The organism is Chryseolinea sp. H1M3-3, assembly GCF_029360725.1.
Taxonomy (GTDB): Bacteria; Bacteroidota; Bacteroidia; order Cytophagales; family Cyclobacteriaceae; genus Chryseolinea.
Window position 1 is genome coordinate 365416 of sequence record NZ_JARKMY010000018.1, and the last position, 26721, is coordinate 392136.

Annotated in this window: 23 protein-coding genes; 16 read left to right on the forward strand and 7 right to left on the reverse strand. The window is 43.0% G+C overall.

Going from position 1 to position 26721, the window contains the following annotated elements:
• Positions 1 to 10: 10 nt before the first annotated feature.
• The 16 genes from P2W71_RS25470 to P2W71_RS25545 all read left to right on the forward strand — a co-directional run bounded on the left by P2W71_RS25470 (position 11) and on the right by P2W71_RS25545 (position 17827).
• Positions 11 to 1936 (forward strand): efflux RND transporter permease subunit, encoded by a 1926-nt coding sequence (locus P2W71_RS25470; RefSeq protein ID WP_276374244.1) that lies wholly within the window; start codon positions 11 to 13, stop codon positions 1934 to 1936.
• On the forward strand, positions 1920 to 3173 hold the full coding sequence (locus P2W71_RS25475; protein WP_276374245.1) for a TolC family protein: 1254 nt from the start codon (positions 1920 to 1922) through the stop codon (positions 3171 to 3173). Before P2W71_RS25470 ends, P2W71_RS25475 begins: the two co-directional genes overlap by 17 nt.
• Positions 3151 to 4464, forward strand: a complete 1314-nt coding sequence (locus P2W71_RS25480) for an efflux RND transporter periplasmic adaptor subunit (protein ID WP_276374246.1) — start codon at positions 3151 to 3153, stop codon at positions 4462 to 4464. Before P2W71_RS25475 ends, P2W71_RS25480 begins: the two co-directional genes overlap by 23 nt.
• A gap of 1 nt (position 4465) precedes the next feature.
• Positions 4466 to 5689 carry an efflux RND transporter periplasmic adaptor subunit gene (locus tag P2W71_RS25485; RefSeq protein WP_276374248.1) on the forward strand — a complete coding sequence of 408 codons (1224 nt, stop codon included), beginning with the start codon at positions 4466 to 4468 and terminating at the stop codon, positions 5687 to 5689.
• A gap of 150 nt (positions 5690 to 5839) precedes the next feature.
• Entirely contained in the window at positions 5840 to 6475 is a 636-nt protein-coding gene (locus P2W71_RS25490; RefSeq protein ID WP_276374249.1) for a DUF3347 domain-containing protein, read from the forward strand.
• Between the two features lie 11 nt (positions 6476 to 6486).
• Entirely contained in the window at positions 6487 to 7953 is a 1467-nt protein-coding gene (locus P2W71_RS25495) for a multicopper oxidase domain-containing protein (protein WP_276374250.1), read from the forward strand.
• A gap of 21 nt (positions 7954 to 7974) precedes the next feature.
• Positions 7975 to 8487: a DUF3347 domain-containing protein gene (locus P2W71_RS25500; protein WP_276374251.1), complete on the forward strand. Its 513-nt coding sequence runs from the start codon at positions 7975 to 7977 to the stop codon at positions 8485 to 8487.
• 14 nt (positions 8488 to 8501) lie between these two features.
• Positions 8502 to 9008, forward strand: a complete 507-nt coding sequence (locus P2W71_RS25505) for a hypothetical protein (protein ID WP_276374252.1) — start codon at positions 8502 to 8504, stop codon at positions 9006 to 9008.
• Positions 9005 to 9583 (forward strand): DUF2911 domain-containing protein, encoded by a 579-nt coding sequence (locus tag P2W71_RS25510; protein WP_276374253.1) that lies wholly within the window; start codon positions 9005 to 9007, stop codon positions 9581 to 9583. Before P2W71_RS25505 ends, P2W71_RS25510 begins: the two co-directional genes overlap by 4 nt.
• A 5-nt stretch (positions 9584 to 9588) precedes the next feature.
• Complete coding sequence (locus tag P2W71_RS25515; protein WP_276374254.1) at positions 9589 to 11739, forward strand: copper-translocating P-type ATPase; 2151 nt, start codon at positions 9589 to 9591, stop codon at positions 11737 to 11739.
• A gap of 2 nt (positions 11740 to 11741) precedes the next feature.
• Complete coding sequence (locus tag P2W71_RS25520) at positions 11742 to 12482, forward strand: AraC family transcriptional regulator (protein WP_276374255.1); 741 nt, start codon at positions 11742 to 11744, stop codon at positions 12480 to 12482.
• 194 nt (positions 12483 to 12676) lie between these two features.
• Positions 12677 to 13300: a DUF305 domain-containing protein gene (locus P2W71_RS25525; RefSeq protein ID WP_276374256.1), complete on the forward strand. Its 624-nt coding sequence runs from the start codon at positions 12677 to 12679 to the stop codon at positions 13298 to 13300.
• A 29-nt stretch (positions 13301 to 13329) separates the two neighbouring features.
• Positions 13330 to 13956: a DUF305 domain-containing protein gene (locus P2W71_RS25530; protein WP_276374257.1), complete on the forward strand. Its 627-nt coding sequence runs from the start codon at positions 13330 to 13332 to the stop codon at positions 13954 to 13956.
• A 194-nt stretch (positions 13957 to 14150) separates the two neighbouring features.
• On the forward strand, positions 14151 to 14321 hold the full coding sequence (locus tag P2W71_RS28670) for a four-helix bundle copper-binding protein (RefSeq protein ID WP_346659979.1): 171 nt from the start codon (positions 14151 to 14153) through the stop codon (positions 14319 to 14321).
• A 309-nt stretch (positions 14322 to 14630) separates the two neighbouring features.
• Positions 14631 to 15116: a DUF3347 domain-containing protein gene (locus tag P2W71_RS25540; protein ID WP_276374259.1), complete on the forward strand. Its 486-nt coding sequence runs from the start codon at positions 14631 to 14633 to the stop codon at positions 15114 to 15116.
• Between the two features lie 53 nt (positions 15117 to 15169).
• Positions 15170 to 17827: a multicopper oxidase domain-containing protein gene (locus tag P2W71_RS25545; protein WP_276374260.1), complete on the forward strand. Its 2658-nt coding sequence runs from the start codon at positions 15170 to 15172 to the stop codon at positions 17825 to 17827.
• A gap of 58 nt (positions 17828 to 17885) precedes the next feature.
• Here P2W71_RS25545 and P2W71_RS25550 read toward each other — a convergent pair whose 3' ends face one another.
• The 7 genes from P2W71_RS25550 to P2W71_RS25570 form a co-directional block, all read right to left on the reverse strand.
• On the reverse strand, positions 17886 to 19889 hold the full coding sequence (locus tag P2W71_RS25550; protein ID WP_276374261.1) for a heavy metal translocating P-type ATPase: 2004 nt from the start codon (positions 19887 to 19889) through the stop codon (positions 17886 to 17888).
• 4 nt (positions 19890 to 19893) lie between these two features.
• Positions 19894 to 20520: a hypothetical protein gene (locus P2W71_RS25555; RefSeq protein WP_276374262.1), complete on the reverse strand. Its 627-nt coding sequence runs from the start codon at positions 20518 to 20520 to the stop codon at positions 19894 to 19896.
• A complete protein-coding gene (locus P2W71_RS25560) occupies positions 20507 to 20767 on the reverse strand; it encodes a DUF3703 domain-containing protein (protein ID WP_346659973.1) in 261 nt (86 codons plus the stop codon). The genes P2W71_RS25555 and P2W71_RS25560 overlap by 14 nt, the downstream gene beginning before the upstream one ends.
• On the reverse strand, positions 20698 to 20877 hold the full coding sequence (locus P2W71_RS28675) for a hypothetical protein (protein ID WP_346659980.1): 180 nt from the start codon (positions 20875 to 20877) through the stop codon (positions 20698 to 20700). Before P2W71_RS28675 ends, P2W71_RS25560 begins: the two co-directional genes overlap by 70 nt.
• A 122-nt stretch (positions 20878 to 20999) precedes the next feature.
• Positions 21000 to 22229 (reverse strand): efflux RND transporter periplasmic adaptor subunit, encoded by a 1230-nt coding sequence (locus P2W71_RS25565; RefSeq protein ID WP_276374263.1) that lies wholly within the window; start codon positions 22227 to 22229, stop codon positions 21000 to 21002.
• 2 nt (positions 22230 to 22231) lie between these two features.
• Entirely contained in the window at positions 22232 to 23461 is a 1230-nt protein-coding gene (locus P2W71_RS28680; protein WP_346659974.1) for a TolC family protein, read from the reverse strand.
• On the reverse strand, positions 23458 to 26598 hold the full coding sequence (locus tag P2W71_RS25570) for a CusA/CzcA family heavy metal efflux RND transporter (RefSeq protein ID WP_346659975.1): 3141 nt from the start codon (positions 26596 to 26598) through the stop codon (positions 23458 to 23460). The genes P2W71_RS28680 and P2W71_RS25570 overlap by 4 nt, the downstream gene beginning before the upstream one ends.
• Positions 26599 to 26721: the final 123 nt, after the last annotated feature.

The following is a 26721-nucleotide window of genomic DNA, read 5'->3' on the forward strand; positions in this document are numbered from 1 at the left end:
CCATTAACGTATGAAACTTTTCTCTAGAAAAAAATATAACAAAATAGATGATGCCGAAAGGCTTCAGATCATCGAGAAATCATCTAAGCAGGTTTCGCGTGGTGTGTTCTATTCAACGGTCATCATCATAACCTCATTCCTTCCGGTGTTTATGCTAACGGGCCAGGAAGGAAAACTCTTTCACCCGCTGGCCTTCACGAAGACATTCATCATGCTCGTAGACGCGATATTGGTCGTGACCCTTGCACCGGTCATCATTTCCTTTTTTATGAAGGGAAAGTTCAGAGACGAAAAGCATAATCCAATTAACCGATTCCTTGAAAGGATTTATGAGCCAATTATCCGCAGTTGCATGAAGTGGCGTAAAACAACTATTGGAGTGAACATCCTGGCGTTGGTGATTAGCATACCGTTGTTGCTAAGTCTTGGGAGTGAGTTTATGCCACCATTGGATGAGCAGTCAATCCTTTTCATGCCGGTAACACTTCCAGATGTATCCAATGAAGAGGCAAAAAGAATTCTCCAGGTTCAGGATAAGATTATTAAGTCTGTTCCTGAAGTTGGTAAAGTATTAGGCAAAGCGGGTAGGGCGAGCACTGCAACCGACAACTCTCCAATCAGCATGATAGAAACAATCATTATGCTGAAACCAAAATCGGAATGGCGGGAAAACGTTACTAAAAGTGACATCATCAACGAGCTAGACGCCAAGATGCAGATTCCTGGAGTAGTGAACGGATGGACTCAGCCAATCATCAACAGGATTAACATGCTCGCCACCGGAATCAGAACTGATGTCGGTATCAAGGTTTACGGACAAAATCTGGATAGCATTGCTGCAGTTTCTGAACGGGTAAAAGCTGCTCTTGCTGGTGTTCCGGGAGTAAAAGACTTGTATGTTGATCCTGTTACCGGAGGAAAATATCTCACGATCGATGTTAACAGAGATGCATTAGGTAGATATGGGCTAAGCGTGAATGATGTCAATATGATCGTGGAATCCGCTATTGGCGGTAGTCCCATTGGTCAAACAATCGAAGGTCGTCAGCGCTTCACAATCAGTGTGCGCCTATCGCAAGATTATAGAAATAGCATTGAGCAATTAAAGCGCATTCCGGTGAAGACTCCTTCGCTTGGAACTGTTCCTCTTTCGTCTGTAGCGGATATCAAATTTGAGAATGGCCCTCCAATGATCGTATCTGAAAATGCATTGTTGCGTGGCGCTGTTTTGTTTAACGTAAGAGACCGTGACATGGGGAGCACCGTGAAGGAAGCCATTGAAACACTAAATACAAACCTTGGCGGACTTCCAAACGGTTACTACCTGGAGTGGAGTGGTCAATATGAAAATCTAATTCGCGGAAAGCAAACGCTGATGGTCATTCTGCCTGTAGTGCTTCTTATCATATTCGTGTCGCTCTACCTTGCATTTCACTCTGTCAGAGAAGCATTCTTCAGCCTTATCACAGTGCCCTTCGCGCTTATTGGTGGCGCATACATGGTGTACTTCTACGGTGTCAATCTCTCAGTGGCCGTTGCAGTTGGCTTTATTGCATTGTTTGGTATTGCTGTAGAGACAGGTGTCGTGATGGTCATTTATCTAAATGACGCAATGCAGCAGCTTGTGAAATTAAAAGGCAATTCAAGTGAAACAATTACGCGTGACGAATTGCGGGAGTACGTGATAGCTGGTGCTGCGAAACGCTTGAGACCAAAGATCATGACTGTATGCGTGGCTCTATTTGGTTTGATCCCAGTGTTGTGGGCAACAGGTGTTGGCAGCGATGTGATGAAGCCCATTGTGCTTCCCATGATTGGTGGTGTACTCACCTCATCTACGCACATCTTGCTTGTAACGCCACTCATCTTTCTGATGACAAAAGAATATGAACTAAGAAAATTCGGAAAACTCGAAGTATATGAAGTTAAGCATTAAGATATCTTTCTTGTTTACAGGATTCTGGCTGGGCGTTATCGCATTTGCTAGCGCCCAAGTGATTACGCTGGACAGTGTACTGCACCTCATTGACAAACAAAACCCGATGTTGCAGGAATACGACAACAAAGTCAAAGCTCTCAACACATATGCTCAGGGCGCAAGAAGCTTGATGGCTCCAATGGTTGGTGCAGGGACATTCATGACGCCTTATGCAAACCAAATGTTGATGGACGAGAGAGACAAAGGGGCCTGGATGTTTTCGATTGAGCAAGAGATCACAAATCCGTCTAAGCTCAACGCAAACCGTAAATACCTTTCATCAAAAGCATCGGTTGAAGTTCAGAACCGCTCCGCACAATTCAACCAATTGAGAAGCGAAGCGAAAGCGATGTATTACCAATGGTTAATCGCTGAAGAGAAGCTGAACATCCTTAGAGAAAACGAGCGGATTATGGAGCTAATGCTCAAACTCGCCCGAATCCGGTATCCATACAATCAGGGAAGTCTTGGGAATATTTACAAAGCGGAAGGCAGACTCAGTGAAGTTCAGAACATGATACAGATGACTAATGGGTCCATTGAAGAAAGTTCGTATAGACTAAAAAGCCTGATGAACCTTCCGGTCGAAACACAAATCATGATTGATACAGCCACCCAAATAACCTATCAACCGAACCAAGTGATTTACGATACGGCAGCGCTTAGCACACAACGCAGCGATATCAAGCAGATCGATAAAACCATTGAGGTGATGCGGTTGAATCAACAATTACAACGCTATCAGTCAAGGCCTGATTTCAAGATAAGATTTGATCACATGCAGCCGATTGGAAATATGCCAACTCAGTTCACGGCAATGGCAATGGTTTCAATTCCTATCGCTCCATGGTCATCCAAAATGTACAAGTCGGAAGTGAAAGGGATGCAATATGACATCGAGGCGATGAAAAAAGGGCGTGAAGCAATTCTAATCGAAACACGAGGAATGCTTGCAGGCATGGCCTCCCAACTGGCACGGATGAAACAACAACTGCAGAACTATGAAACCAAGATCATCCCGGCATTGAGGAAAAACTACCAAACGCTGATGCTGGCCTACGAAGAAAACCGCGAACAGCTTCCTATTGTAATCGATGGGTGGGAAGCATTGAACATGGCACAAATGGAATTTATCGAAAAAAATCAGGAGTACTTTAACATGATTGTGACTTATGAAAAGGAATTGGAGAAATAGTTTACTACTCGCAACAATGCTGGTGGTAATACTTGCATTGGTCGCTTCCTGTAACAAAGGCGGAGAGCACGCAGAGCATGCTGACACATACACATGCCCCATGCATCCAACGGTTATTTCGGACAGGCCTAGTACCTGCCCTGTGTGCGGGATGGATCTTGTGCGGAAAGCACGCGCGGGTGAAGAAGTGGAAATTACAGAGGAGCTTTCCAAACTCCTTAAGTCACCCAACGAAACTGTCATCGCCTCAATCAAAACAATCAAAGGCGAATACAAATCAATGCCTGTTTCGACAAAAGCTCAGGGAGTAGTCACTTACGATACCAGAAACATTTACACGATTCCGACCCGAATTGGCGGGCGTCTTGAAAAGGTGTTTCTCAAATATGCTTTTCAGCAAGTGCGGAAGGGGCAGAAAGTCGCAGAGATCTATAGCCCCGAACTACTGACAGCTCAGCGGGAATTGATCTTTTTATTAGAAAATGATTCAGAGAATCAGACACTCATTCAAAGTGCGAAAGACCGCTTGAAACTTTTAGGGGTGAATGATTCCCAAATCAATAGCCTCATTGAAAGCAAAGAGCCAAAAAACACATTTGCCATTTATAGTCCATATGATGGTTATATAATCTCCGACTCGCAGCAAACACCTGCGGCCCCAATGACTAGCCAAAGTGCTTCAACATCAGCTGGCGGAATGAATGACGGAATGGGTGGAAGTACGAACACTTCATCACCAGCTGCATCAGGTGGTTCTACAACAATAGCAAGCGATGCTCTTGTCCGTGAGGGAAGCTATGTATCTTCTGGTCAGACACTATTCAAAATTGTCAACCCTTCCGCGTTGCGCGTTGAACTGAACATTGCTTCAACCCTTGCCGGATCCGTAAAGAAAGGCGGGAAAGTAATGCTTGACTTCGGTGATCAGCACAGCGATGATGGTACGATTGACTTCGTCCAGCCATTCTTCAACGAGGGGCAGGAATTTCTAACTGTTCGAGTCTATACAAAAAATACAGATCGCCTGCATATCGGCCACTTCGTGAAAGCTGTGATCGAGAGTGGCTCAGTTGAGGCATTATGGGTACCTAAAGAAGCAGTGCTTGACCTCGGGAACGAAGACGTAGTTTTTATCAAAGAGAAGAATGTCTTCAAGCCGAAGAAAATAGTGACTGGCGTACGCACTGAAAATCAGATAGAAGTCAAGCAAGGCCTTTCATCATCAGATGAAGTTGCCATCAATGCGCAATACTTAGTCGATAGCGAAAGCTTCATCAAAACAAATAAATAAGATGAAACGCATTTTAATCATATCAGCGATTGCTGTAACCCTCTTCGCTTGTTCACAGGAAAAGCAGACAGATGAACATGCAGCGCATAATGTTGCCAAGGAAGAAAGCACTACTACAAAATATACCTGTCCTATGCATCCAAATGTTGTTCAGGATGGACCGGGCAAATGTCCTGTTTGCGGAATGGATCTCGTGCCTAAAACAGCCAACACGACTGCAACAACAGATGACCTGATGCTAACTGACAGCCAGATAAAACTCGCTAACATCACGACACAAAAGGTTTCCATTCAATCCATCGGTCAAACTGTTGTTGTAAATGGCAAGCTCGTAGAAAATGAAGACCTGTCGCAGGTCGTTAGCAGCAGGGCTGCCGGGAGAGTCGAAAAACTGTTTGTAAAAGAAACTGGACGCACCATTCAAAAGGGTGAACCTCTCTATGAATTGTACAGCGAAACCTTACTTACTCTTCAACGGGAATTCCTTCTGGCTAAAGAGCAATATGATGCACTTGGTTCAACCGAAACGCGATACAAATCATTTCTCGATGCAGCAAGGAGAAAGCTGCTGCTATACGGACTGACCAATTCCCAGGTTGAAAATTTGGCAAAAGATAAGAATGTACAGAACCGAATCACATTCCTTTCTCCCGCATCGGGTATAGTCACAGAGATCTCGGTTTCTGAAGGCCAGTATGTTTCTGAGGGCGGAGCATTAATCCGGATTGAGAACATATCCAATCTTTGGCTTGAAGCTGATCTCTATCCCAATGAAGCCACGGTTGCAAAGGTTGGAGATAAAATCAATGTAAGAGTCAGTGGGTTCGAAAATCAGCCAGTTGAAGCAATAGTGACTTTTTTCAGTCCCGAGTTTCGCGCCAACACACAGATTATGTCAATGAGAGCTTCAGTCTCAAACCCAACCCTGTCATTCAAGCCCGGCATGCAAGCTCAGGTATTCTTCAGCCACTCAAACAAGAAAGCTTTATCCTTACCAGTTGATGCAGTAATCCGCGATGGCAAAGGAACCCATGTCTATGTGCAAAGAGGCCATAACACCTTCAGACCACAAATGGTGAAGACAGGAATTGAAGACTTTGAGAAGGTTGAAATCACCGAAGGATTAAACGAAGGTGACACAGTTGCTATAACCGGGGCATACCTGTTATACAGTGAAATAATTTTGAAAAAGGGAACAGACCCGATGGCAGGTCATACGCATTAATACTATGAAAGAGTGTTGTAAAGATGCTTTTGAAACGCCATCAAAATGGCAAAAGTGGAAATCGAGAGTGATATACCTCGTCATTATAGTGCTCTTGCTTTTTATCACATGGAGTCAATTTAAACTAGTAATAACTTAAACATGTATACAATGAAAATCAGATCAATGTTCTACTCGCTGCTACTAAGTGCAGCAGCATTCACTTTCCTCGCAAATTGTTCGGGAAACAAAAAAGAGGATGATCACGCAGGCCATGAGGAGCAAACCGCGAAAGATACTGCTGAACATGCTTCTGGATCTACGGCTGCTGCCGAAGCCAGTGAACCTCAATTCCAAGTTGATGCAAGTTTTCAGAATCAGCTTGCAAGTGTTTTTACATCCTATGTTGAATTGAAGGACGCCTTTGTCGCCTCTGACGCGAGCAAAGTTAAAGACGAAGCGAAACAAACGGATGAAGCATTAGCCAAAGTAGATATGAAACTTGTCTCAGGTGCAGCGCACAATGATTGGATGAACTATCTCTCTCCAATCCAAAGCTCACTGAAGGAAATCCAGGCAAGCACCGATATCGAAGCGCAAAGAAAAGCATTCAGCAACCTGTCTGACAATCTATATAAAAGTGTCAAGGCATTTGGCCTTGGGGGAAAAGAAGCGTTCTATGAGTTCTGTCCTATGGCCTTCAATAACGAAGGGGCATACTGGTTGAGTGATCAGGCACAAATCAAGAATCCTTACTTCGGTGATAAGATGCTCACCTGTGGATCTGTAAAAGAAAAATTGAAGTAATAATCTAAAATATGAAACGCAGAGACTTCATAAAACGGTCTACCCTATCTGCTCTTACGGCCTGGGCTGGTTCTTCAATATTAAGCGCTTGTCATACAGAGGAAGATATGATCGGTGAGCCTAACTGGATAGTTGAAGGCTCGTTTGACCGGGCTCTTACAATTCCTGCTGTCAGCAACGGAGGTGCATCGTTGAATGCCCAGTTCAGTGTTGGTGAACTATTGAAGGGTCGATCAAGCACAACGCTTTCTTATGCAAACGGCTTGTTGGGCCCAACGATAAAGGCAAACGCAGGTGAAACTGTTAACGTGTCTCTGCAAAATAGTCTCTCAGAAGAAACCAATATTCACTGGCACGGACTCATCCTTCCTGAAAATATGGACGGACATCCAAAAGATGTTGCATCAGCGGGTGGGTCATTAAATTATTCGCTTCCAATCATTCAACGTGCAGGAACCTATTGGTATCACCCCCATCCCCACGGCTTGACAGCAAAGCAAGTCTTTATGGGACTCGCAGGAATGTTCATCGTAAATGATCCTGAAGAAGCTGCTCTGAACCTTCCATCTGGTGAATTTGAAGTACCAATCATTCTTCAGGACAAACACTTTGAAGGGAACAATCTTGAATACTCACCGAATGATGACGAGATCATGACGGGATACCTTGGTGAACAGATATTGGTAAACGGACAACACGCTCCATTTATCAGTGTCGCATCAACATGGTATCGACTGCGCATACTTAATGGCTCTACCGCCAGAGTTTATAATCTCGGATTGACCGGAGGAAAGCAAATGATCATCATCGGATCAGATGGAGGTCTGTTGGCATCACCCGAAACAGTTTCCAGTATTCTACTTGGCCCAGGTGAGCGCATAGACGTACTCATCGACTTCAATGGTCTTGAAGTTGGTAAAGAAATCTACTTAGTAAGCAATAAGTTCAGTGAGTACAACGTGCAGGGAAGACAGAGTTTCAGCTTACTGAAATTTAAAGTTGACAGAACTCAAAATTCCAATTTCACCTTGCCTTCAACACTGTCTAACCTTGATCCTTTAAATCCCAGTCTATCAGTGAAGACCCGGATAATCGACATCGCTCAGACGATTGGTGGTGAGGGTGGCCATGGCGGAATGGGAAGACACTCGATCAATGGCAAGATATTCGAAATGGATCGTGTTGACGAAACTGTTTCGGCTGGAACAACAGAGATATGGGAGTTCGACAATTCAGCAGGAGACGAAATTCATCCGATGCACATCCACGGAGTTCAGTTTCAGGTATTGGAAAGAATTGGTGGTCGAAACAAAGTAATTGCCTCGGAGAAAGGTTGGAAGGATACGATCCTTCTGATGCCTGGCGAGAAAGTCAAATTGATTATGACATTCCCGGACTACACCGGTGTCTTCGTATTTCATTGCCACAATCTTGAACACGAAGACGATGGCATGATGCTTAATTATAAAATAATCTAAAACCGATAAAACAAAATGGCTATGAAAAAAACAATAATGATTGCTCTTGTTGCTCTGGTGAGCTTCGGAGCTTATGCGCAACACGATCACGCAGCACACGGTGACAGTAAAGACCAGGCACAAGCACATGTAATGTTCAAAGACGAAAAAATCGGAACGGCATACTCCCACTATCTCCACTTGAAGGACGCGCTTGTAGCTTCTAAATCAGACGAAGCAAAGAAGGCCGCATCAGAACTACAAAAGTCTTTGACTTCTTTGAATAACTCTAAAAAAGCAAAGGAATCTGCCTCTAAGATTGCAGCCACAACTGATCTCGAGGACCAACGGAAGGAATTCTCAACCCTTAGCAACGAAATGACATCACTGGTGAAAGCCTCGAAGCTGACGATGGGAGCTATCTATCTGGAGTATTGTCCCATGGCTAATAATAACGACGGAGCATATTGGCTTTCAAATGAAAAGCAAATCAATAATCCATACTTCGGTGATGCCATGCTCAAGTGCGGATCAGTTAAAGAAACGATTCAATGATAAAATGGAGATCAATGAAGAAGAGTGGAGCCAACAAAACGGTTAAAAAAATTGCGAGGAAGAAAGGCAAGGTAGAGGAGTGGCTTATTAATATTCTTGCAATTGTCTTCCTGGGTGCTGGCTTTGCAGTCATTGCCTATATGTCAACGCGAACCGGGGGCGAACACGTCAAAGACGAAGACCAGTACCTTGCTTCACTACCGCCTGAGAAGGACACCATCGCTCACAATAAGATTTGCATGGTTGATGATATTTACCAAGGCGACTACCCTACTCTTACAGTCGCTCTTTCTAACAAAACCTACTATGGTTGTGATGCAAAGGCAACCCAAGATCTCCTAAACAAGCAAGAACTCAGGTTTGCGATTGATCCTCTTACAAAACGAAAAATTGACAAAGCTTCTGCATTCATCGGGCTAAATCCAAAAAAGGATGGCAAGGTGCTTTACTTTGAATCGAAAGAAACCTTTACCCAATACTTACATAGTCCATCCGGCGAAACACTAACCAATAAACCATGAAGTACTTACTTTCAATTCCTATTGGATTGACCCTTTTAATATCAGCTTGTCAAAGTCAGAAGGAAAATACGGCACATGAGCACAATGGGGAAGCTAAGACCGAGACTCCCGCTGACACAGTTACGAAGAGCATCCCGAAGGAAGAACATGCACAAATTGGCGGTGTCCATTTCATGATGGCGTATCATGCCCCGGCAGTCCGCGGAAGAACTATTTGGGGCGGTCTTGTTCCTTATGACGAAGTGTGGGTAACCGGTGCGCATTCCGCAACCTCTCTTGAGTTTGACAAAGACATCAAGATCAACAACGTCAAAGTGCCCGCTGGCAAATATGCCTTCTTTACCATTCCCGGTAAAGAACGATGGACGTTGATTATCAATAAGAATTGGAAGCAGCACCTGACCGATGATTACGATGCGAAAGACGATGTGGTTCGAATAGAAGTAACACCGGAAGCATTGCAAGAAACACAGGAAAGGCTAAAATACAGCATTTCCGATGCAGCCGATTTCAACGCTGCGATCAGTATGAGCTGGGAGAAAGTGAAAGTGAAATTGGACATTCAACTCAATTAGAAATTATGGCTCACGAACACCAACAACAATATACCTGCCCAATGCATCCCGAGGTAATCCAGGATGCTCCAGGAAAGTGCCCAAAGTGCGGAATGAATCTCGTTCCGGTAAAGCAGTCAGCAAAAGAGGAGACGAAGCACAGTCATGGTATGCATGATCAACCATCCCAAATGACCAAAGATGAAATGCATGGACATGAGCATACAGACGCCGGTGGACATGCACATCATGCAGGTATGATTGATGATTTTAAAAAGCGGTTTTACATAGTGCTCGCGTTGACCCTGCCTATTATGGCGCTTTCTCCAATGATACAGCATTGGATAAACGTTGATTGGTCTTTTGCGGGTTCGAACTATTTACTGCTCATTTTGTCGTCAGTCGTTTTCTTCTACGGCGGATGGCCATTCCTGACTGGATTTGTAAACGAAATAAGATCCAAATCTCTTGGAATGATGACGCTCGTGGCAGTAGCAATTACAGTAGCCTACGTATATAGCGTGGCGATCATAATTGGCCTTGAAGGAATGGATTTCTTTTGGGAACTGGCGACCCTTATTCTCATTATGCTCCTTGGCCATTGGATAGAGATGAAGTCCATTATGGGCGCTTCACGCGAGTTGGAATTACTAGTACAGCTAATGCCAGCAGATGCCCACCTCGTTCATGGCGATCACATTATGGATGTTAAAACCGACACTCTAAGAGCGGGCGATGTTATACTAATAAAGCCGGGAGAAAAAATCGCCGCAGATGGCGAGATCGTTGAAGGAAAAAGTTATTTGAATGAATCAATGTTAACCGGGGAATCGAAGCCGGTTGAAAAAGAAAAAAACGAAAAGGTCATTGCCGGTTCCATCAATGGAGAGGGTTCATTGAAAGTGAAGGTAACGCATGGCACCAAAGATTCATACCTCGCTCAAGTCATCAAGTTGGTTCAGGATGCGCAGAATGCAAAATCAAAAACACAGTTGTTAGCAGATCAGGCGGCGAAGTGGTTAACGATTATCGCCTTGATTGCCGGTGTTGCAACCTTTGTTACATGGCTCGCAATTGGTAAAGATCTGGCATTTGCCATGGAACGCATGGTTACAGTAATAGTGATTTGCTGTCCCCATGCTTTAGGTCTGGCTGTGCCTCTGGTTGTTGCAAAGTCGACTGCGATATCAGCACAAAGTGGACTTTTAATTAAGGATAGAACTGCGTTCGAAAATTCTCGCAAGATTTCCACTTTGGTTTTCGACAAGACGGGTACACTGACGCGTGGTGAATTTAATGTGGTCAGGTTTGAATCGCTTGATCCGAAATATACGAAAGAAGAAATACTAATGCTCGCTGCCGCACTTGAAACCAACTCTGAACACCCGATCGCCACGGGCATCTTAAGGAAATCTAAAGAGTTGAACCAACAGATACCGCCTTTAACAGACTTTAAAGCCATTACTGGAAAGGGAATTCAAGCAGTCGTAAATGAAAAAGATGTAATGGTTGTAAGTCCTGGCTATCTGAAAGAAAACAAATTGGTCACAAAACAATTGGCTTCAAAAGCTGAAACAACGGTATATGTACTGGTTGATGGAGCCGTGTCTGGCTATATTGCTTTAGCGGATGAGATCCGCCCCGAATCTGCACAGGCAATTAAGATCCTTCAATCACAAAGTATCAGAACCCTTCTTCTAACAGGAGATAATAAAGAAGTCGCGAAGGCGGTAAGCGATACGCTTAACATGGATGGATTTATTGCTGAGGTGCTTCCGCATCAGAAATTGGAAAAGATCAAAGAGCTTCAGGCAAAAGGCGAGTACGTTGCTATGACAGGTGACGGTGTAAACGATGCTCCGGCACTTGCTCAAGCTGACGTCGGAATTGCTGTTGGTTCTGGATCTGATATAGCAGCAGAAACAGCTGATATTGTCCTGGTGAATAGCAATCCAATAGATGTTGCCAATCTGATCTTGTTTGGTAAAGGTACCTATCGAAAAATGATGCAGAACCTCGCCTGGGCGACAGGATACAATATTATCGCACTCCCGTTAGCTGCAGGAATTCTATACAACGCCGGGGTTATGCTTACCCCTGCAATGGGTGCTGTACTCATGAGCGTAAGTACCATTGTCGTGGCGATAAATGCGCAAATGTTAAAATTCAAACAGTAGTTGTGAGCAATACTTCAAATTATCTAAAAGTATATAACGATCTATTTATGATTTATGGTTATGGTCTGTCTGCGAAGATCCATTCCAATCATGCCTTTAAAATTATTATTTCTACAGAACCCATTTCAGTTTTACAAGGTCATAAAATAATAAAGTCCAAAGCACTAATAATAAAGCCAAATACAATTCATGAATTAAAAAGCTGTAATTGCCTATGCGCATGGATCTTTATAGATCCTGAAACAGACATTGGGCAGCATATCCACGGACTTTTTAACAATGTTACCGTCTTGAAATTTGAAAACGTTATCACAAACAAGCTCATTAATTTTCTAATTTATTCTTTAGAGAACCATTTTACTGAAGGGGAAATAAAAAATGCTGTGGTGCAGACGCTGTTGCATAGGGATATGTCAAATAGCTATGACCTAATTATTGATCGACGAATCGAAAAAGTACTCAATTATATCAAATGGTCTACAAATTTTGATGTCAAATTTGCGGAACTCTTAAACTTGTGTTCGTTATCCGAAAGTAGATTAATTCATCTCTTCAAAAAAGAAATTGGAATCACAATCAGGCAGTATGTTCTTTGGTGTCGTATTAAAAAAGCACTACATGGTATGACTACAAACAAAAATATAAAGTCGTCAGCAAAAGAAGCGGGCTTTACGGACGCTGCTCATTTCAATAGAACATTCGTTTCGATGTTTGGTATTAATCCATCGATATTGCTTAAGTAGCTCATGTTCCTACATTCCTAACTGTTGAATTAGAACCCCACCGTACGTCAGTATTTTTAGATACGCCACAGTGAATTGTACGCACTTGCTGGGATATTTGTATGTAGTTGCTACTTATCGCAGGATCGCTTTAGGCATAAAGATTGACGAAATAGTTTCTGATAACATTTATCAACAACTTAATTTATAAGAAAATGAAAGCAACTATTATATATCTGCTTGCGCTCTTTTGTGCAATTACATTTGCCGGATGTGATGACGACGATAAAGGATTAGAAACCCAGCCTCACGACAAAAATGAAATGATGTCAATAATGCATGATATGAGTGAAGAAATGAGCGCTATGCAAATGACCGGCGATGCGGATCATGACTTCTCCATGATGATGAAAATGCACCATCAAGGGGCCATCAATATGGGCAACAAAGAAATCGAAAAAGGTGATGATGCAACCATAAAAGCTATAGCGCAAACCATGATAGATATGCAGCAATCTGAAATTCAGGAATTGCAAAGTTTTCTTGATAATCACACAGTAGCTCCCTCCGAAGAAGGTGAAATGTGGGGAATGGAAGCAATGGAGACAACGGAGCGAATGGATAGAAATTCTGATCTGGAAGTTTTAACAGGCGATACAGATCATGATATGGCAATACTCATGATTAACCACCATCAAAGTGCCATGGACATGGCTCAGTCACTTCTACATCACGGTCATCATGACGAACTGAAGGAAATGGCAGCCAAAATGATTGACGACCAGTCAAAAGAAATTAAAGACCTTCAAAACTGGCTTTTACAAAATAAAAACTATTAAAAAGTAAAAAGTATTAATACGACATGATAATGAAACACATAAATATTGTATTCGCTTTTCTAGTCATATGTTTTTGTTCGGCTTTCGTAGCGATAAACGAAGACCTGCATGCGGCAATGAACAAGATGATGCAGAAAATGAAATCCATGAAGATGAGTGGAGATCCTGATCACGACTTTGCAATGATGATGGCAGAACATCATCAGGGATCAATTGATATGTCAGAGATATTAGTGAAGTCAGGGAAAGATGAAAAAATAAAAATGCTGGCGCAAAATATTCTTGACAAACAATCTAAAGAACAGCAACAACTGCGCTCACATGCAAAATCCGATAGTCACGATCAATCACATGCAGCCCATGATCAAGGATCGGGTTCATCCACAAGCGAGGAAGGCAACGCCTTTTCTAGCGAGATGAAACAAGCAATGGAGGGAATGGAAACGGAGATGAAAAATATGAAGATGACTAACAATGTTGACCATGACTTTGCAACGATGATGATTCCACATCACCAGTCCGCAATCGAAATGTCAAACGCTGTTATCACACATGGCAAGGATCAGAAAATTAAAAACATTGCAGAGAAAATAAAATCTCACTCCGAGAATGAAATCGGACAATTGAAAGAATGGCTTAGCAGTCACGGTAAATAAATATTGCACCTAAACAATTAAATTAAATGAGTCACGAAAAATTTCAAAGCTGTATTGATGCATGCGTAGCATGTGCAATAGAATGTGAACACTGTGCCACCGAATGTTTGCGCGAAGAAGATGTGAAAATGATGGTCCGCTGTATCGAGCTTGACAGGCAATGCGCCTCTGTATGCAGATCAGCGGCTGAGTTAATGTCTATAGGAGGTGACTATGCCTCTTTACTTTGTAATGCCTGCGCGGAAATATGCGATGCTTGCGCTGAGGAATGCGAAAAGCACGAAGCGGAGCATTGCAAGCGCTGCGCCGAAGAGTGCCGTTCCTGCGCAGAGGAATGTAGAAAGATGGTGGCGGAACACGCTTAATATTTAAAAGCACCCTTGCGATAAAGTTCGCAAGGGTTACCTTTATATGAAACAGTACTTTGAAAAGTAATGGTACACAAAAAGCAAGGCGTTAATCATTATAGTGTCGCTGCTACTAAGCTTATCTATCGGGACGATCCCGGTGAACCGGCCCTTTGTCCCATGCGATTTCGAGCATCGAAGTTTTCATCCACCCATACCAGACATTCGCATAGCAATTCAGTCATTCGTAATTTGACTTGATGAAATAACCTGGCGATAGTATTGCCATGTCTGTAGTTGTCATACATACATCAAAATCAAATTCAAATGAGAAAGATAATTTTAATAGTTGCCATCCTCGCAACTGCGTTACAGCAAAACAGTATTGCTCAGCACAGTACAATAGAGGTAAAAACACAACTTCCGCAACTACTCAGTTCCTACTATGGAATTAAGGATGCGTTGGTAGCAGGCAATTCCGGGAAAGCTTCTGCAAGCGCCTTAGAATTTGTAAAAGCAGCCAACGGTATTGATTACAAAATAATATCGGAAGGCAACATCCATGCTTTACTAAAAGATGCAGGGGCGATATCAGAAACGACTGACCTCAAAAAGCAACGGGAGCAATTTGCCCGGCTTTCCACCAACATGATTACACTGGCAAAGGCAGTGAAGCTGGGTGCAAACCCTGCTTACGAAACCTATTGTCCCATGAATAAAACCTCCTGGCTCAGTGATAGCAAAACAATCCAGAACCCTTATTACGGCCATGCCATGCTTACTTGCGGGAATGTGGTAGAAACCATCAATTAGTAGACCTTGTTTTTTTTTACAGACTGCCACCATCTCACACCAGAGTAAAATACATGAAAAAGATATTACTCCTCGCAGTGCAATTCATTTTGCTTTTCGGATGTCCAATGGATATGCAAGCACAGAAAACACAAACACAAGTCTACACTTGCCCGATGCATCCCGAAGTGAAGATGGATAAACCAGGTAACTGTCCCAAATGCGGAATGACATTGGTCGAAACGACAACAGAAACGGGGCAGCAAAAATCCATACTTAAAACACAGGAGCAGCTTAAAGAGCCCCGAGATACCATGCCTTCTGATAAAGAAATGGATGGTATGCATAACATGCACGACAATACGGATATGGATCATTCCGCAGCGGATGCAGCTACCCAGATTGGCGGAGAAGTAATTGTAAATCCTGGCAAAACCGTTCGCTATGATTTATACGTCACCGATACGATGGTAAACTACACCGGCAAGCACAGACATGGGCTTGCAGTGAATGGTTCTATTCCTGCACCGCCACTCATTTTTACTGAAGGCGATACGGCTGAAATTTACTTGCACAACAGGCTGAAAGTTGAGTCATCGATTCACTGGCATGGCGTCATTTTACCCAACGAACAGGATGGAGTTCCGTTCTTAACCACTTCGGTAATCCCCGGTGGCACTACGCATTTGTACAAATTTAGAATTTCACAAAATGGCACATACTGGTATCATTCCCATTCGGGTTTGCAGCAACAGATAGGCACCTACGGAGCGTTGATATTTAAAAGCAGGGAAGACGCGGTGAATGGAAGCAGTAATGGGATGAAGACAGACAAACCGTATACGGCTGAAGTACCGTTGGTTTTAAGCGATTGGACGGACGAACACCCACATCAGATTCAACGCAGGTTAAGGTCGGCTAACGACTGGTATGCCATTAAGAAAGGAACTGTGCAAAGTTATGGAGAAGCCATTGGCAAAGGACATTTCACTACAAAATTAGCCAATGAATGGAAGCGCATGAATGCAATGGATGTGAGTGATGTTTACTACGAAAAATTTTTGAGCAATGGCAAGCCTGAAGCAGAAGCGCCCCAGTTTAAGGCTGGCGAAAAAGTAAGGTTGCGGGTGGTGAACGGGGGCTCTTCGTCTTATTTCTGGCTGCAATATGCAGGCGGAAAAATGACCGTAATCGCTAATGACGGTAATGATGTAGAGCCGGTGGAAGTAGATCGTTTAATAATTGGGGTTGCTGAAACGTATGACGTAATCGTAACGATCCCTGATGATATGAGTTATGAATTCCGGTCCACACCCGAAGACCGTACAGGCCATACATCGCTTTGGTTGGGTAGCGGCATGAAAATGCCGGCACCCACATTGCCAAAACTGAAGTATTTCGAGGGCATGAAAATGATGAATGGGATGATGAAGATGAATGGCGATATGAAGCCAATGCCAGGCATGCAAATGAGCTTGCAAAAAATGGATATGAACTCAGTAATGTATCCTGAAATTACGGGTAGTGGAAAGGAAAAAAGCAGTAATGGAATGCATGATATGCACGGCATGAACAATGACGGTAAGAAGGAAATGAAAGGGGATACCGCTACAGATGGAAAGATGCACGACATGAAGGCTATGGATGATGGCAAAACAGATACTACAAACAACATGACTATGCAGCATGACATGCCGGGAATGGATATGAGCGGTAGCACAGACATTAAAACCCTTAATTATGCCATGCTTCGTTCGCCGGTGAAAACAACACTGCCGGATGTGCCAACCAAAGTTTTGCACTTTACGCTGGAAGGAAACATGAACCGCTATGTATGGTCCATCAACAACAAAACTTTAGGCGAATGGGATAAAATCCTGATTAAGCAGGGCGAAAAAGTACGCATTGTTCTTACCAATAATTCCATGATGCGCCATCCCATGCACCTACATGGACATGACTTCCGGGTGTTGGGCGCACAAGGTGAATATGCGCCTTTTAAGAATACGATAGACATTATGCCGATGGAAACGGATACCCTGGAATTTGCGGCCAACAAAGACGGCGACTGGTTTTTCCATTGTCACATTTTATACCACATGATGGCAGGTATGGGCAATGTGTTAAGCTATCAGAACTCGCCACCCAATCCACAATTGCCCGACAAGAAAGAAGCTTTCAGGAAATTTAAGCGCAGCGAACAAATGATACATCCTTCGGCTGCTATAGGACTGGAAAGCAATGGCAGCGATGCGACCTTTATGGTATCGGGCAACCGGTACGAATTGCAGGGTTTATGGCACTTGGGGCTAACACCCGAAAACGGACGGGAAGTAGAAGTAAATTTTGGACGCTACCTGGGAAAGATGCAATGGTTGTTTCCCTATATAGGGTTCGACTATCACTACGCAAAAGTGGGCGATGAAATAGAAAAAAATGCATTCGGGCAGATAAGCAATAAAAACGACCGCAAAACTTTTGTTGTGGGTGTGCAATATACCTTACCCATGCTTGTAGTAGCCGATATCAGGGTAGATGGAGATGGGAAATTTCGCTTCCAGTTGGGACGGGAAGATATACCGCTTACCAGGCGTTTAAGAGGAAATTTCATGTGGAATACCGATAAAGAATATGCAATAGGTTTGAGATATGTAGTAAGCAAATGGCTTGCCCTATCCAGCCATTACGACAGTGATATGGGCTTAGGTGGAGGTATTGCCATTATATATTAGCCGCATAAAAACAAACTGAATAATCGGTTTATTGTGTTACCATAAAATATTCTTGGTTCTAAATCTTCATTCTTTGAATTCTAACTGCATTGAGTATCGCCAGCAATGCAACTCCGACGTCGGCAATTACAGCTTCCCATAAATTTGCAACACCTCCTGCACCGAGAACCAGTACAATTGCTTTTACAACCATAGCAAGAATGATATTTTGCCAAACGATACTACGTGTAATTTTACCAGCCCTGATGGCCGCAACGATTTTTGAAGGCTGATCATTTTGAATTACAACATCTGCTGTTTCAATAGTTGCATCACTTCCAAGTCCACCCATGGCAATCCCTGCATCAGCAAGCGCCACTACCGGCGCATCGTTAACGCCATCACCAACAAAAGCAATGTGTCTACCTTCTTCTTTCAAAAGTTTCACCTTTTCGACCTTTCCTTCGGGCAGGAGATCTCCATAAGCCTCGTCGATACCAAGTTCCTTTGCTACTTTGTCTACAACAGATTGCTTATCTCCTGAAAGCATTACCGTCTTGATATTGAGGCTATGCATATTTCGGATCGCTGGTTCAGCGTCTTCTTTGATCTCGTCAGCGATTGTAATGTGGCCAGCGTAATTGTTATCAATAGCAACCACAACAATCGTATCAACTTCCTGCTCGATCTCCGACGGGTAAGTAATTTTAAAACGCTTTAAAAGTTTAAGATTTCCAGCTAATACTTCTTTACCGTCAACTACACCGCTTAATCCATGTCCTGCGATTTCCTCAACATCACTGGATACCGTATTTCCAATTTTATCGCCTGCAAATTCTACAACGGCTTTTCCTACAGGATGCGTTGAATTCTTTTCGAGCGCGGCGGTAATCCTTATAAGATCATTTTCATTTATTCCTTCTGCTCTTATTTTCTGAACTTTGAAAACACCTTTCGTCAGGGTGCCGGTTTTATCCATAACGACGGTATCTATTTTCGTCATTACATCCAGGAAATTTCCTCCTTTAAATAGAATCCCGTTTCTTGATGCCAGACCAATTCCACCGAAATATCCCAATGGAATAGACACAACTAAAGCACAAGGGCAACTGATTACCAGAAAGACCAGTCCTCTATATAACCACTCATTAAAAATATAATTCTCGACAAAGAAATAAGGACCAACAACCAGTGCCAATGCCAGAAAAAAAACAATCGGTGTATAAACTTTGGCGAAACGTGAAATAAAAAGCTGTGTTTGCGACTTCCGTGCAGTAGCATCCTGCACCATCTCCAATATCTTACTAAGCTTGCTATCCGTAAAAAGTGCCGTAACTTTTATTTCTGATACGGTATTTAAATTTATCATACCTGCCAGCACTTGTTCTCCTTTGTATTTTGTGTCTGGCCTGCTTTCTCCGGTTAGGGCTGCTGTATTAAAGGACGACTGCTTTGATATCAACTCACCGTCAAGTGCGACCTTTTCTCCGGGCTTAACTTGGATGATTTCGCCCAACGAAACCTTCGAAGGATTGACCACCTCTGGCTTTGCATCACGCATCACAGTCACTTCATCGGGACGAATATCAAGTAAGGCCTTGATACTTGCCTTCGCTCTTCTTACTGCGGAATCCTGGAACCATTCACCAATGGAATAAAATACCATTACGGCAACGCCTTCTGTATACTCTCCAATATAAAACGCCCCTAAGGTTGCGACACTCATGAGCACGAATTCGTTGAATACGTCTCCACGCTTAAGTCTCCTGAAAGCCATTCTTAAAACATTCCAACCTGCCAGCAGATAAGCGATGGCATTTACGGCAAGGGCTAACATGTTCGGAAGCTTGTAACCAAAGCCATATTCCAAAACGAGTAGCACGGCAAGAATCGCTAATGAAAGCAAGAGGTCCCAATGCTCCTGCCATGCGGGCCTTTCTTTCCGGGCGATGCCTCCATGATCGTGCCCATCTTCGCTGCCATGATCATGACCATCGTTCTCACTATGGCCCTTTGCTAATGCATTCTCCTGAAGCGTTTGCTTTGCTTTTGGGGCGGTAATGGTTTTATCTGTCTTTTCCATGTTATTAATGAAAGATGAATGATATCAATCCTGTTATGACAAGGGTAACCCCTGTGATAATTCCTGCATTGTGTTCCAGTGCATGCCAGTTGAGGCTGAGTAATCCTTTAAAAGCCAGCCTCACCCAGACTACCATTCCCGTGACAGTCACAACTGTATAGAACAGAGCAAGCAAAAACACTTGCGTCAAACCATGCGTGCCAGCCAAAAGAAAGTAAGCTTCAATTTCAAAACATGGCGAAAAGAACATTGCTATTGCCAACGTCACTATTATTTTTTGCTTTGAAACAGTTTTGACTTCAAGGTGAACATGGAAGTGTTTATGACGGTAATGCTGGTAGATGTAAAAGATACCAAGGCTAATAAGAATGACCGGCGCAAGGATATGTGTAAAGTCTTCGATATTCCCGGCTAGCTTCACGCCAAGCAAACCGATGATCAACCCAATTATCACCGTACTCAACGCGTGCGACAACCCGGAAATAAATGTCACAGAAGTTGTTTGTTTTAATGTCCAATTTTCCTTTCTGCTAATTGCTAATACAGGCAACCAATGATTGGGGATCAAGGCGTGCAACACGCTTAATACCAGGCTGCCGGCTATAATGGATAACGTATCAGAGTTTAACATACTGTTTCATCATCTCTTTGATATCCTCTGGTATTTCCATTGGCTGCAATGGAGGAACGTTAACGCCCCCCGTATTTCCAACAGGAATTTTTCCAACAAAAGATTTTACTCCGCCAACTAACAACCTTGGAATCTGCCCGACGATCTCACGCCAGTTTTTGATTTTAAAGCCAAACCTCAACATGAACCAATGAACTTCCGTATGCTGAACTGCCCAAGGTTGCGCCAAAATATGAGCCCGCTCCAATTGCCTCCACCCATAGAGAAATTATCGTTCTCTAAATATTTGTAATGCAACTGCAGCTCTTTCAAGTAGTTTACATATAACCCTCCTGGCATTGTCCAATTAGTTTTCATACAAATCCAATTTGATTCTTTAAACTTTGGCCGGAAAAATTACTATTACATAATTATTTGTCGAGTCAAAATTACTTCGCACGCCATTGCAAGTAAAAGCATCTTCAATTGCTACTTCATCATCAATGTGCATGACCTCCTTCGTCATCGCTGTTTTTCATCTTTGACAACAATGCATATGCACCTTTAATAACCACCTTTGCGTTTTTATTAATTACATCTGACGAAGTGATTTCAGTATATCCAAGCTCACTGTTTCCAATCTCCACTGGCACCATCTCGAAGTGTTTACCTTCTTCATCGTGTTTTTTTTCAGTGCTCACGTGACCCTTTTTTTCCCCCGGCCCCTGAGCGTGTTTGTCAGAAAGTAAAAACACGTACTTCTTTCCTTGATAGTCAATGATCGCCTCTACAGGCAAAGCAGGAACTAACGCGCCGCCGGCTTCAACTAATGCGTTCAAATACATACCGGGAAGTAACTCACTATCCTCCTTGTCAATGTGACAATGAATCTGAACCGTACGGTCCTCATTAATTTCGCGACCAATCAAGTATACCGTTGCCATTCTTTCCTCAGTCTCGTTTGCAAGTGTAAAGCGAACTTTCTGTCCAATCTTAAGCTTCGGAACATCTTTTTCAAACACGATCAACTCAGCATGTAAGTGTTCAGTATCAACAATTTCAAACAAGACGTCCGTAGGATTAACATACTTGCCAATATTTACATTTACCTCGGTAACATATCCATTAATTGGAGAATTAAGAACGATTGAACTGCTGATATTGCCTTGCTCGATTGATGCGACGTTCAGATTGAGGAATTTTAATTTCTCGTGTAGTCCATTAAACTTTGCTTGCCATGTTAAATAGTTGGACTTAGCCTGTTGCAATGTTTTTTGAGAGTTTACATTTTCCTTGTCCAATTCCTGTTGACGTTCATAGTCTGACTTTGCAAATTGAAAGCTACTTCTGGCCTCAAGGTAATCTTGTTGTATTTGAATAAAGTCGAGGTTTTCAATTTTAGCAATCGCTTGCCCTTTTTTCACCCGCGATCCTTCCAGCAATTCAGTACTACTAAGAAAACCTCCTAACGGCGCGGAGATGGAAACAAGTTGCTGAGGAGGAACATCGAGTACTCCATTTACTTTAATTGTTCCGCTGATCTGCTTCTTTTCAACAGTGCCAAAAGAAAGTCCCGCATTTTCTATTTGTGCGTCCGTTAGCTCTACTACGTTGACTTCCTCGTCGTCATGCAATTCTTCATTTTGGACTGGCTCAGTCTCATTGTTGCATGCTGCAACGATAAATATGAGTCCAAAAAACATATGTCTTATGTATCGAGATGGTTTCATAATTATTTGTCTCCTGATAAAAATTCTATTTGTATGATGCTTTGGTTGTATTTTCGAAGTGTTTGTAAGAAGCGCTCTCTTATTTCGATAGCATTTCTTAATCCCAGTAAAAATTCGCTGTATTCAATTTCACCGCCTTTAAATGCAGCTTGCGATTGTTTAAGAATAAGGTCAGCATTTGGAAGAGCTGATGATCGATAATAGTTCAAGCTTGCTTTATATGTTTGATATTCCTTAATAGCTTGATCCATCTGGATTAAAAGCTTCTTCTTGTATGCCTCGTAATTACTTTCCGTAGCTTTCTTGTTATACACACTGGCCTTTATTCTTCCCATAGCCGGGCCGAACCACAAGGGAATCGAAACACCTAACTGGATGCCTGAAAATCGTTCGCCGCTTGTAGCAATTGCTCCTGTTTCCGGATTAGTAGTTCCAATCAGTGTTTGGTTAAAAAAACCTATCAACAGATCTGGTGCTGCCTTCGCCGATTGAAGCTTCCTTTCGCGCTCCGCTACATCAATTTGATGTCTCACATATGCCAGGGACGGGCTCGAAGCAATAAGGAGTGTGTCAATACTTAGCGAAAGTGAATGTTCAGTCTGGCGTTTCTCAACAATATCTGGGAGCTCGGAAGTATTCAAAAGTCCCATTAAGTCGGATCTCAATGCATGTATTTGAGTTTCGTTTTCCGCCAAACCAATCTTCGCCTGATTTCGCTGCGCGTCAGCGCTCGTTTGCTCGAGCAGCCTGGTTTCTCCAGCCTGATATCGTAGTGAAGCAGCCTTGTAAAAACCTTCAAAAATGCTGTCCTGCTGGAGTAACAAATCTCGATTAGAATACGCCCAGGCCAGATCGTTGTAAATTTGCTTGACCTGATAAACAAGTTCGTTTTCCGAGGACGCCTTTCTCAATCCTGAAGAAACGAGCAGAGCCCTATTTAGCTTACCCTGACTACCAAAGGCTGAAAACGGAATAGACTGAGTCACGGAAATATTGTTATCATTTTTAGCATAGCTGTTATACTGTCCATACAAGAGCGTAACGTCAGTTTTTGGAAGATCAATTGAGGCTTTTCTTATTTGCCTTTGAGATTCCACTTCATACCCAAGTGCCTGGATGTTTGAATTATTTTTTAATGCATAATCAATTGCTTCGTCTAGAGAAAAAGAATGTTGCTGGGCAAGCAATGTTACTGACATGAGCATCATTATAGAAATCAATATTGTTCTCATAGATCCGATGTTTTGATTGGACTTTTACCAATTCGTTCAAAGTAGATGTAAAGGCAAGGCAATACAATCAGCGTTAGTATTGTTGAGCTAATCAAGCCGCCAATTACAACGGTGGCTAGTGGTTTTTGTACTTCGGCGCCAGCGCTTGTTGCAAGCGCCATAGGAAGAAATCCCAGAGAAGCAACTGCTGCTGTCATCAAGACAGGCCGCAATCGAATCTCGGTCCCCTTCAGAATGACTTCATTTAAATCTGTCATCCCGTCTCTTTTTAATCTGTTAAATTCTGCGATTAGCACGATTCCATTTAAGACAGCTACTCCAAAAAGCGCGATGAAGCCAACCCCGGCGGAGATGCTGAACGGCATTCCACGAAAAAGTAAAGCAAACACCCCACCGATCGCAGCCATCGGAATTGCAGTAAAAATCAATAGTGAATGCTTGACCGAATGGAATGTGAAAAACAAAAGCATAAAGATTAAAAGCAATGCAGCGGGCACTGCAATTGATAATCTTCCCTTTGCTTGTTCAAGATTTTCAAACTGTCCACCAAAGGTTGTAAAATATCCAGGCGGGAAATCCAATTGATTGCTCACTTTTTCCTGGATCTCTTTAACGATGCTTGAGACATCTCTACCTCTGACGTTAAAGGCCACTATGATTCTGCGCTTTGCATCCTCCCGTTGAATTTGATTAGGTCCTATTTTGAATTCCACGTCGGCCAATTGCTTAAGTGGAATTTGCTTTCCCGATGGGGCAGTTACAAATACGTTTCTAACGTCTTCAATGCTTTGACGGTTATCGGACCTCAGCCTTACAGTAAGATCGTATCTCCGCTCGCCTTCAAACACCAACCCGGCTGATTGTCCTGCGAAAGCCGTATTGATAGCCTGATTGATATCTTCTATGTTCATTCCATATTTTGCTACTTCATCCCGGTTTATGTTTATAACAATCTGCGGGAGACCAGTAACTTCTTCAGTGTATATATCCCTCGCGCCTTCTACGTTGCGAACTATTGATCCTACTTGCTGCGATAAGTCTGTTAATACATCCAGATCCTCGCCAAATATTTTAATTGCCACATCCTGTCTGACTCCACTTATTAACTCATTGAAACGCATTTGAATCGGTTGCTGAAACCCGAATGTAACACCGGGAATAACCTCGAGTTCCTCTGCCATCTTTTCAGCGAGTTCTTCACGCCCGCTGGCCTTTGTCCACTCACTCTTAGGTTTTAAGATTACCATGAGATCACAAGCCTCAATAGGCATCGGGTCTGTCGGTATCTCAGAAGAGCCAATTTTTCCTACTACTTCCTTTACTTCGTCAGGAAATTCACGGAGTAACACTTCAGCCGCTTTCGTCGAAGCTTCTACGGTATACGACAAGCTGCTCCCTGTGAGCACACGCGTTTCTACTGCAAAGTCGCCTTCCTCCAACGTTGGAAGAAATTCACCGCCCATTCTCAGGAAGAGAATTATACTGACAGCAAGGATTAATACTGAAGAAACTACAACAAGAAGTTTATAGCGCAAAGCACCTTTAATGACAGGGGAGTATGCGCGATAAAAAAATGCCATCATCCGCTCTGAAAAAGTTCGTCTGTTATAGACTGGCTTCTTACTAAGGAATAATGCGGACATCATCGGCACGTATGTGAGCGAAAGAATGAATGCTCCTAGAATTGCAAAACTGACGGTTTGGGCCATAGGCTTAAACATCCTCCCTTCAATTCCAACGAGTGCAAGTATTGGAAGATAAACTATTAGAATAATGATCTCACCGAACGCAGCCGATGTCCTTATTTTGGAAGCAGATTCGTATACTTCTAAATCCATTTCCGCCTGAGTAAGCCGTTTTGTGATCTTCCTTAATCCAAGATGATGCATTGTCGCTTCGACAATAATAACAGCACCGTCGACAATGAGTCCAAAATCTATTGCTCCAAGGCTCATCAGATTCCCTGATACACCAAAGAGATGCATCAAGGAAACTGCAAACAACATTGAAAGTGGAATGACAGAGGCGACGATCAGACCTGCGCGAAGGTTACCTAGAAAAAGAACCAATACAACAACAACAATCAAAGCACCTTCCAAAAGATTTTTTTCAACTGTTCCAATTGCGCGGCTTACGAGATCACTGCGATCGAGGTAAACATCAATCGCCAGGCCCTCTGGCAAAGTGGACTTAATTTGTTCCATCTTTTCCTTTACCAGCTTAACTACTTCATTTGAGTTTTCCCCTTTAAGCATCAGGACAATTGCGCCCACAACTTCTCCTTCGGCATTGTAGGTCATTGCACCATACCTTACCGCATGCCCGAATTGCACATCTGCAATGTTTCTAATCAGAATTGGAATTCCATGTTGCGTGTTCGACACCACGATCTTTCCAATGTCTTCTATTGAACCGATCAGGCCGACACTTCGAATAAAATACGCGTTTGGCTTTTTATCAATATAAGCTCCTCCTGTATTTTGATTGTTTTTTTCAAGTGCCGAAAAAACGTCAGCTACGCCGAGATTGTAACTTCGCAGCTTGTCAGGATCAATGGAGATCTCGTATTGCTTCAAATAGCCCCCAAAGCTAGCCACATCAGCAACACCAGGCGTTCCAAGCAGCTGTCGCCTGACGATCCAATCCTGAATGCTGCGGAGTTCCATTGCGTCAAACTTTTCTTCAAAACCCTTCTCGGGCCTGATGATGTATTGATAAATCTCGCCTAGGCCGGACGTCAGCGGCGCCATCTCGGGCGTTCCTACGCCGAGTGGGATTTGGCTCGAGGCCGTTGTCAGTCGTTCATCTACCTGGTTCCGGGCCCAATAAATATCGACGTTATCATGAAAGACAATGGTGACTACGGATAATCCAAATCTTGAAAAACTACGTATCTCGGTAATGTCGGGAATAGTTGCCATTACCTGTTCTACAGGAAAAGTGACCAGCCGCTCAATGTCTAAGGCTGATTGCGATGGTGCAGTCGTTATTATCTGCACCTGATTATTAGTGATGTCAGGCACAGCATCCACCGAAAGATGCATGACGGAATAAACGCCCCATGCAACAAGCATGAGCGTGAACAAGCCGACAGCAAGCTTATTCTTTATTGAAAAAGAAATGATTTTGTCTAACATATTTTACGTGACAATTGAGAATTATGGATTTGATCGGGTACACGGCAGGAACCTTCGCCCGATATTTTGGCAAGGCTCGGGACGCATAAATATTCCGATCAATTAAGAAAAAGAATGTGTAGC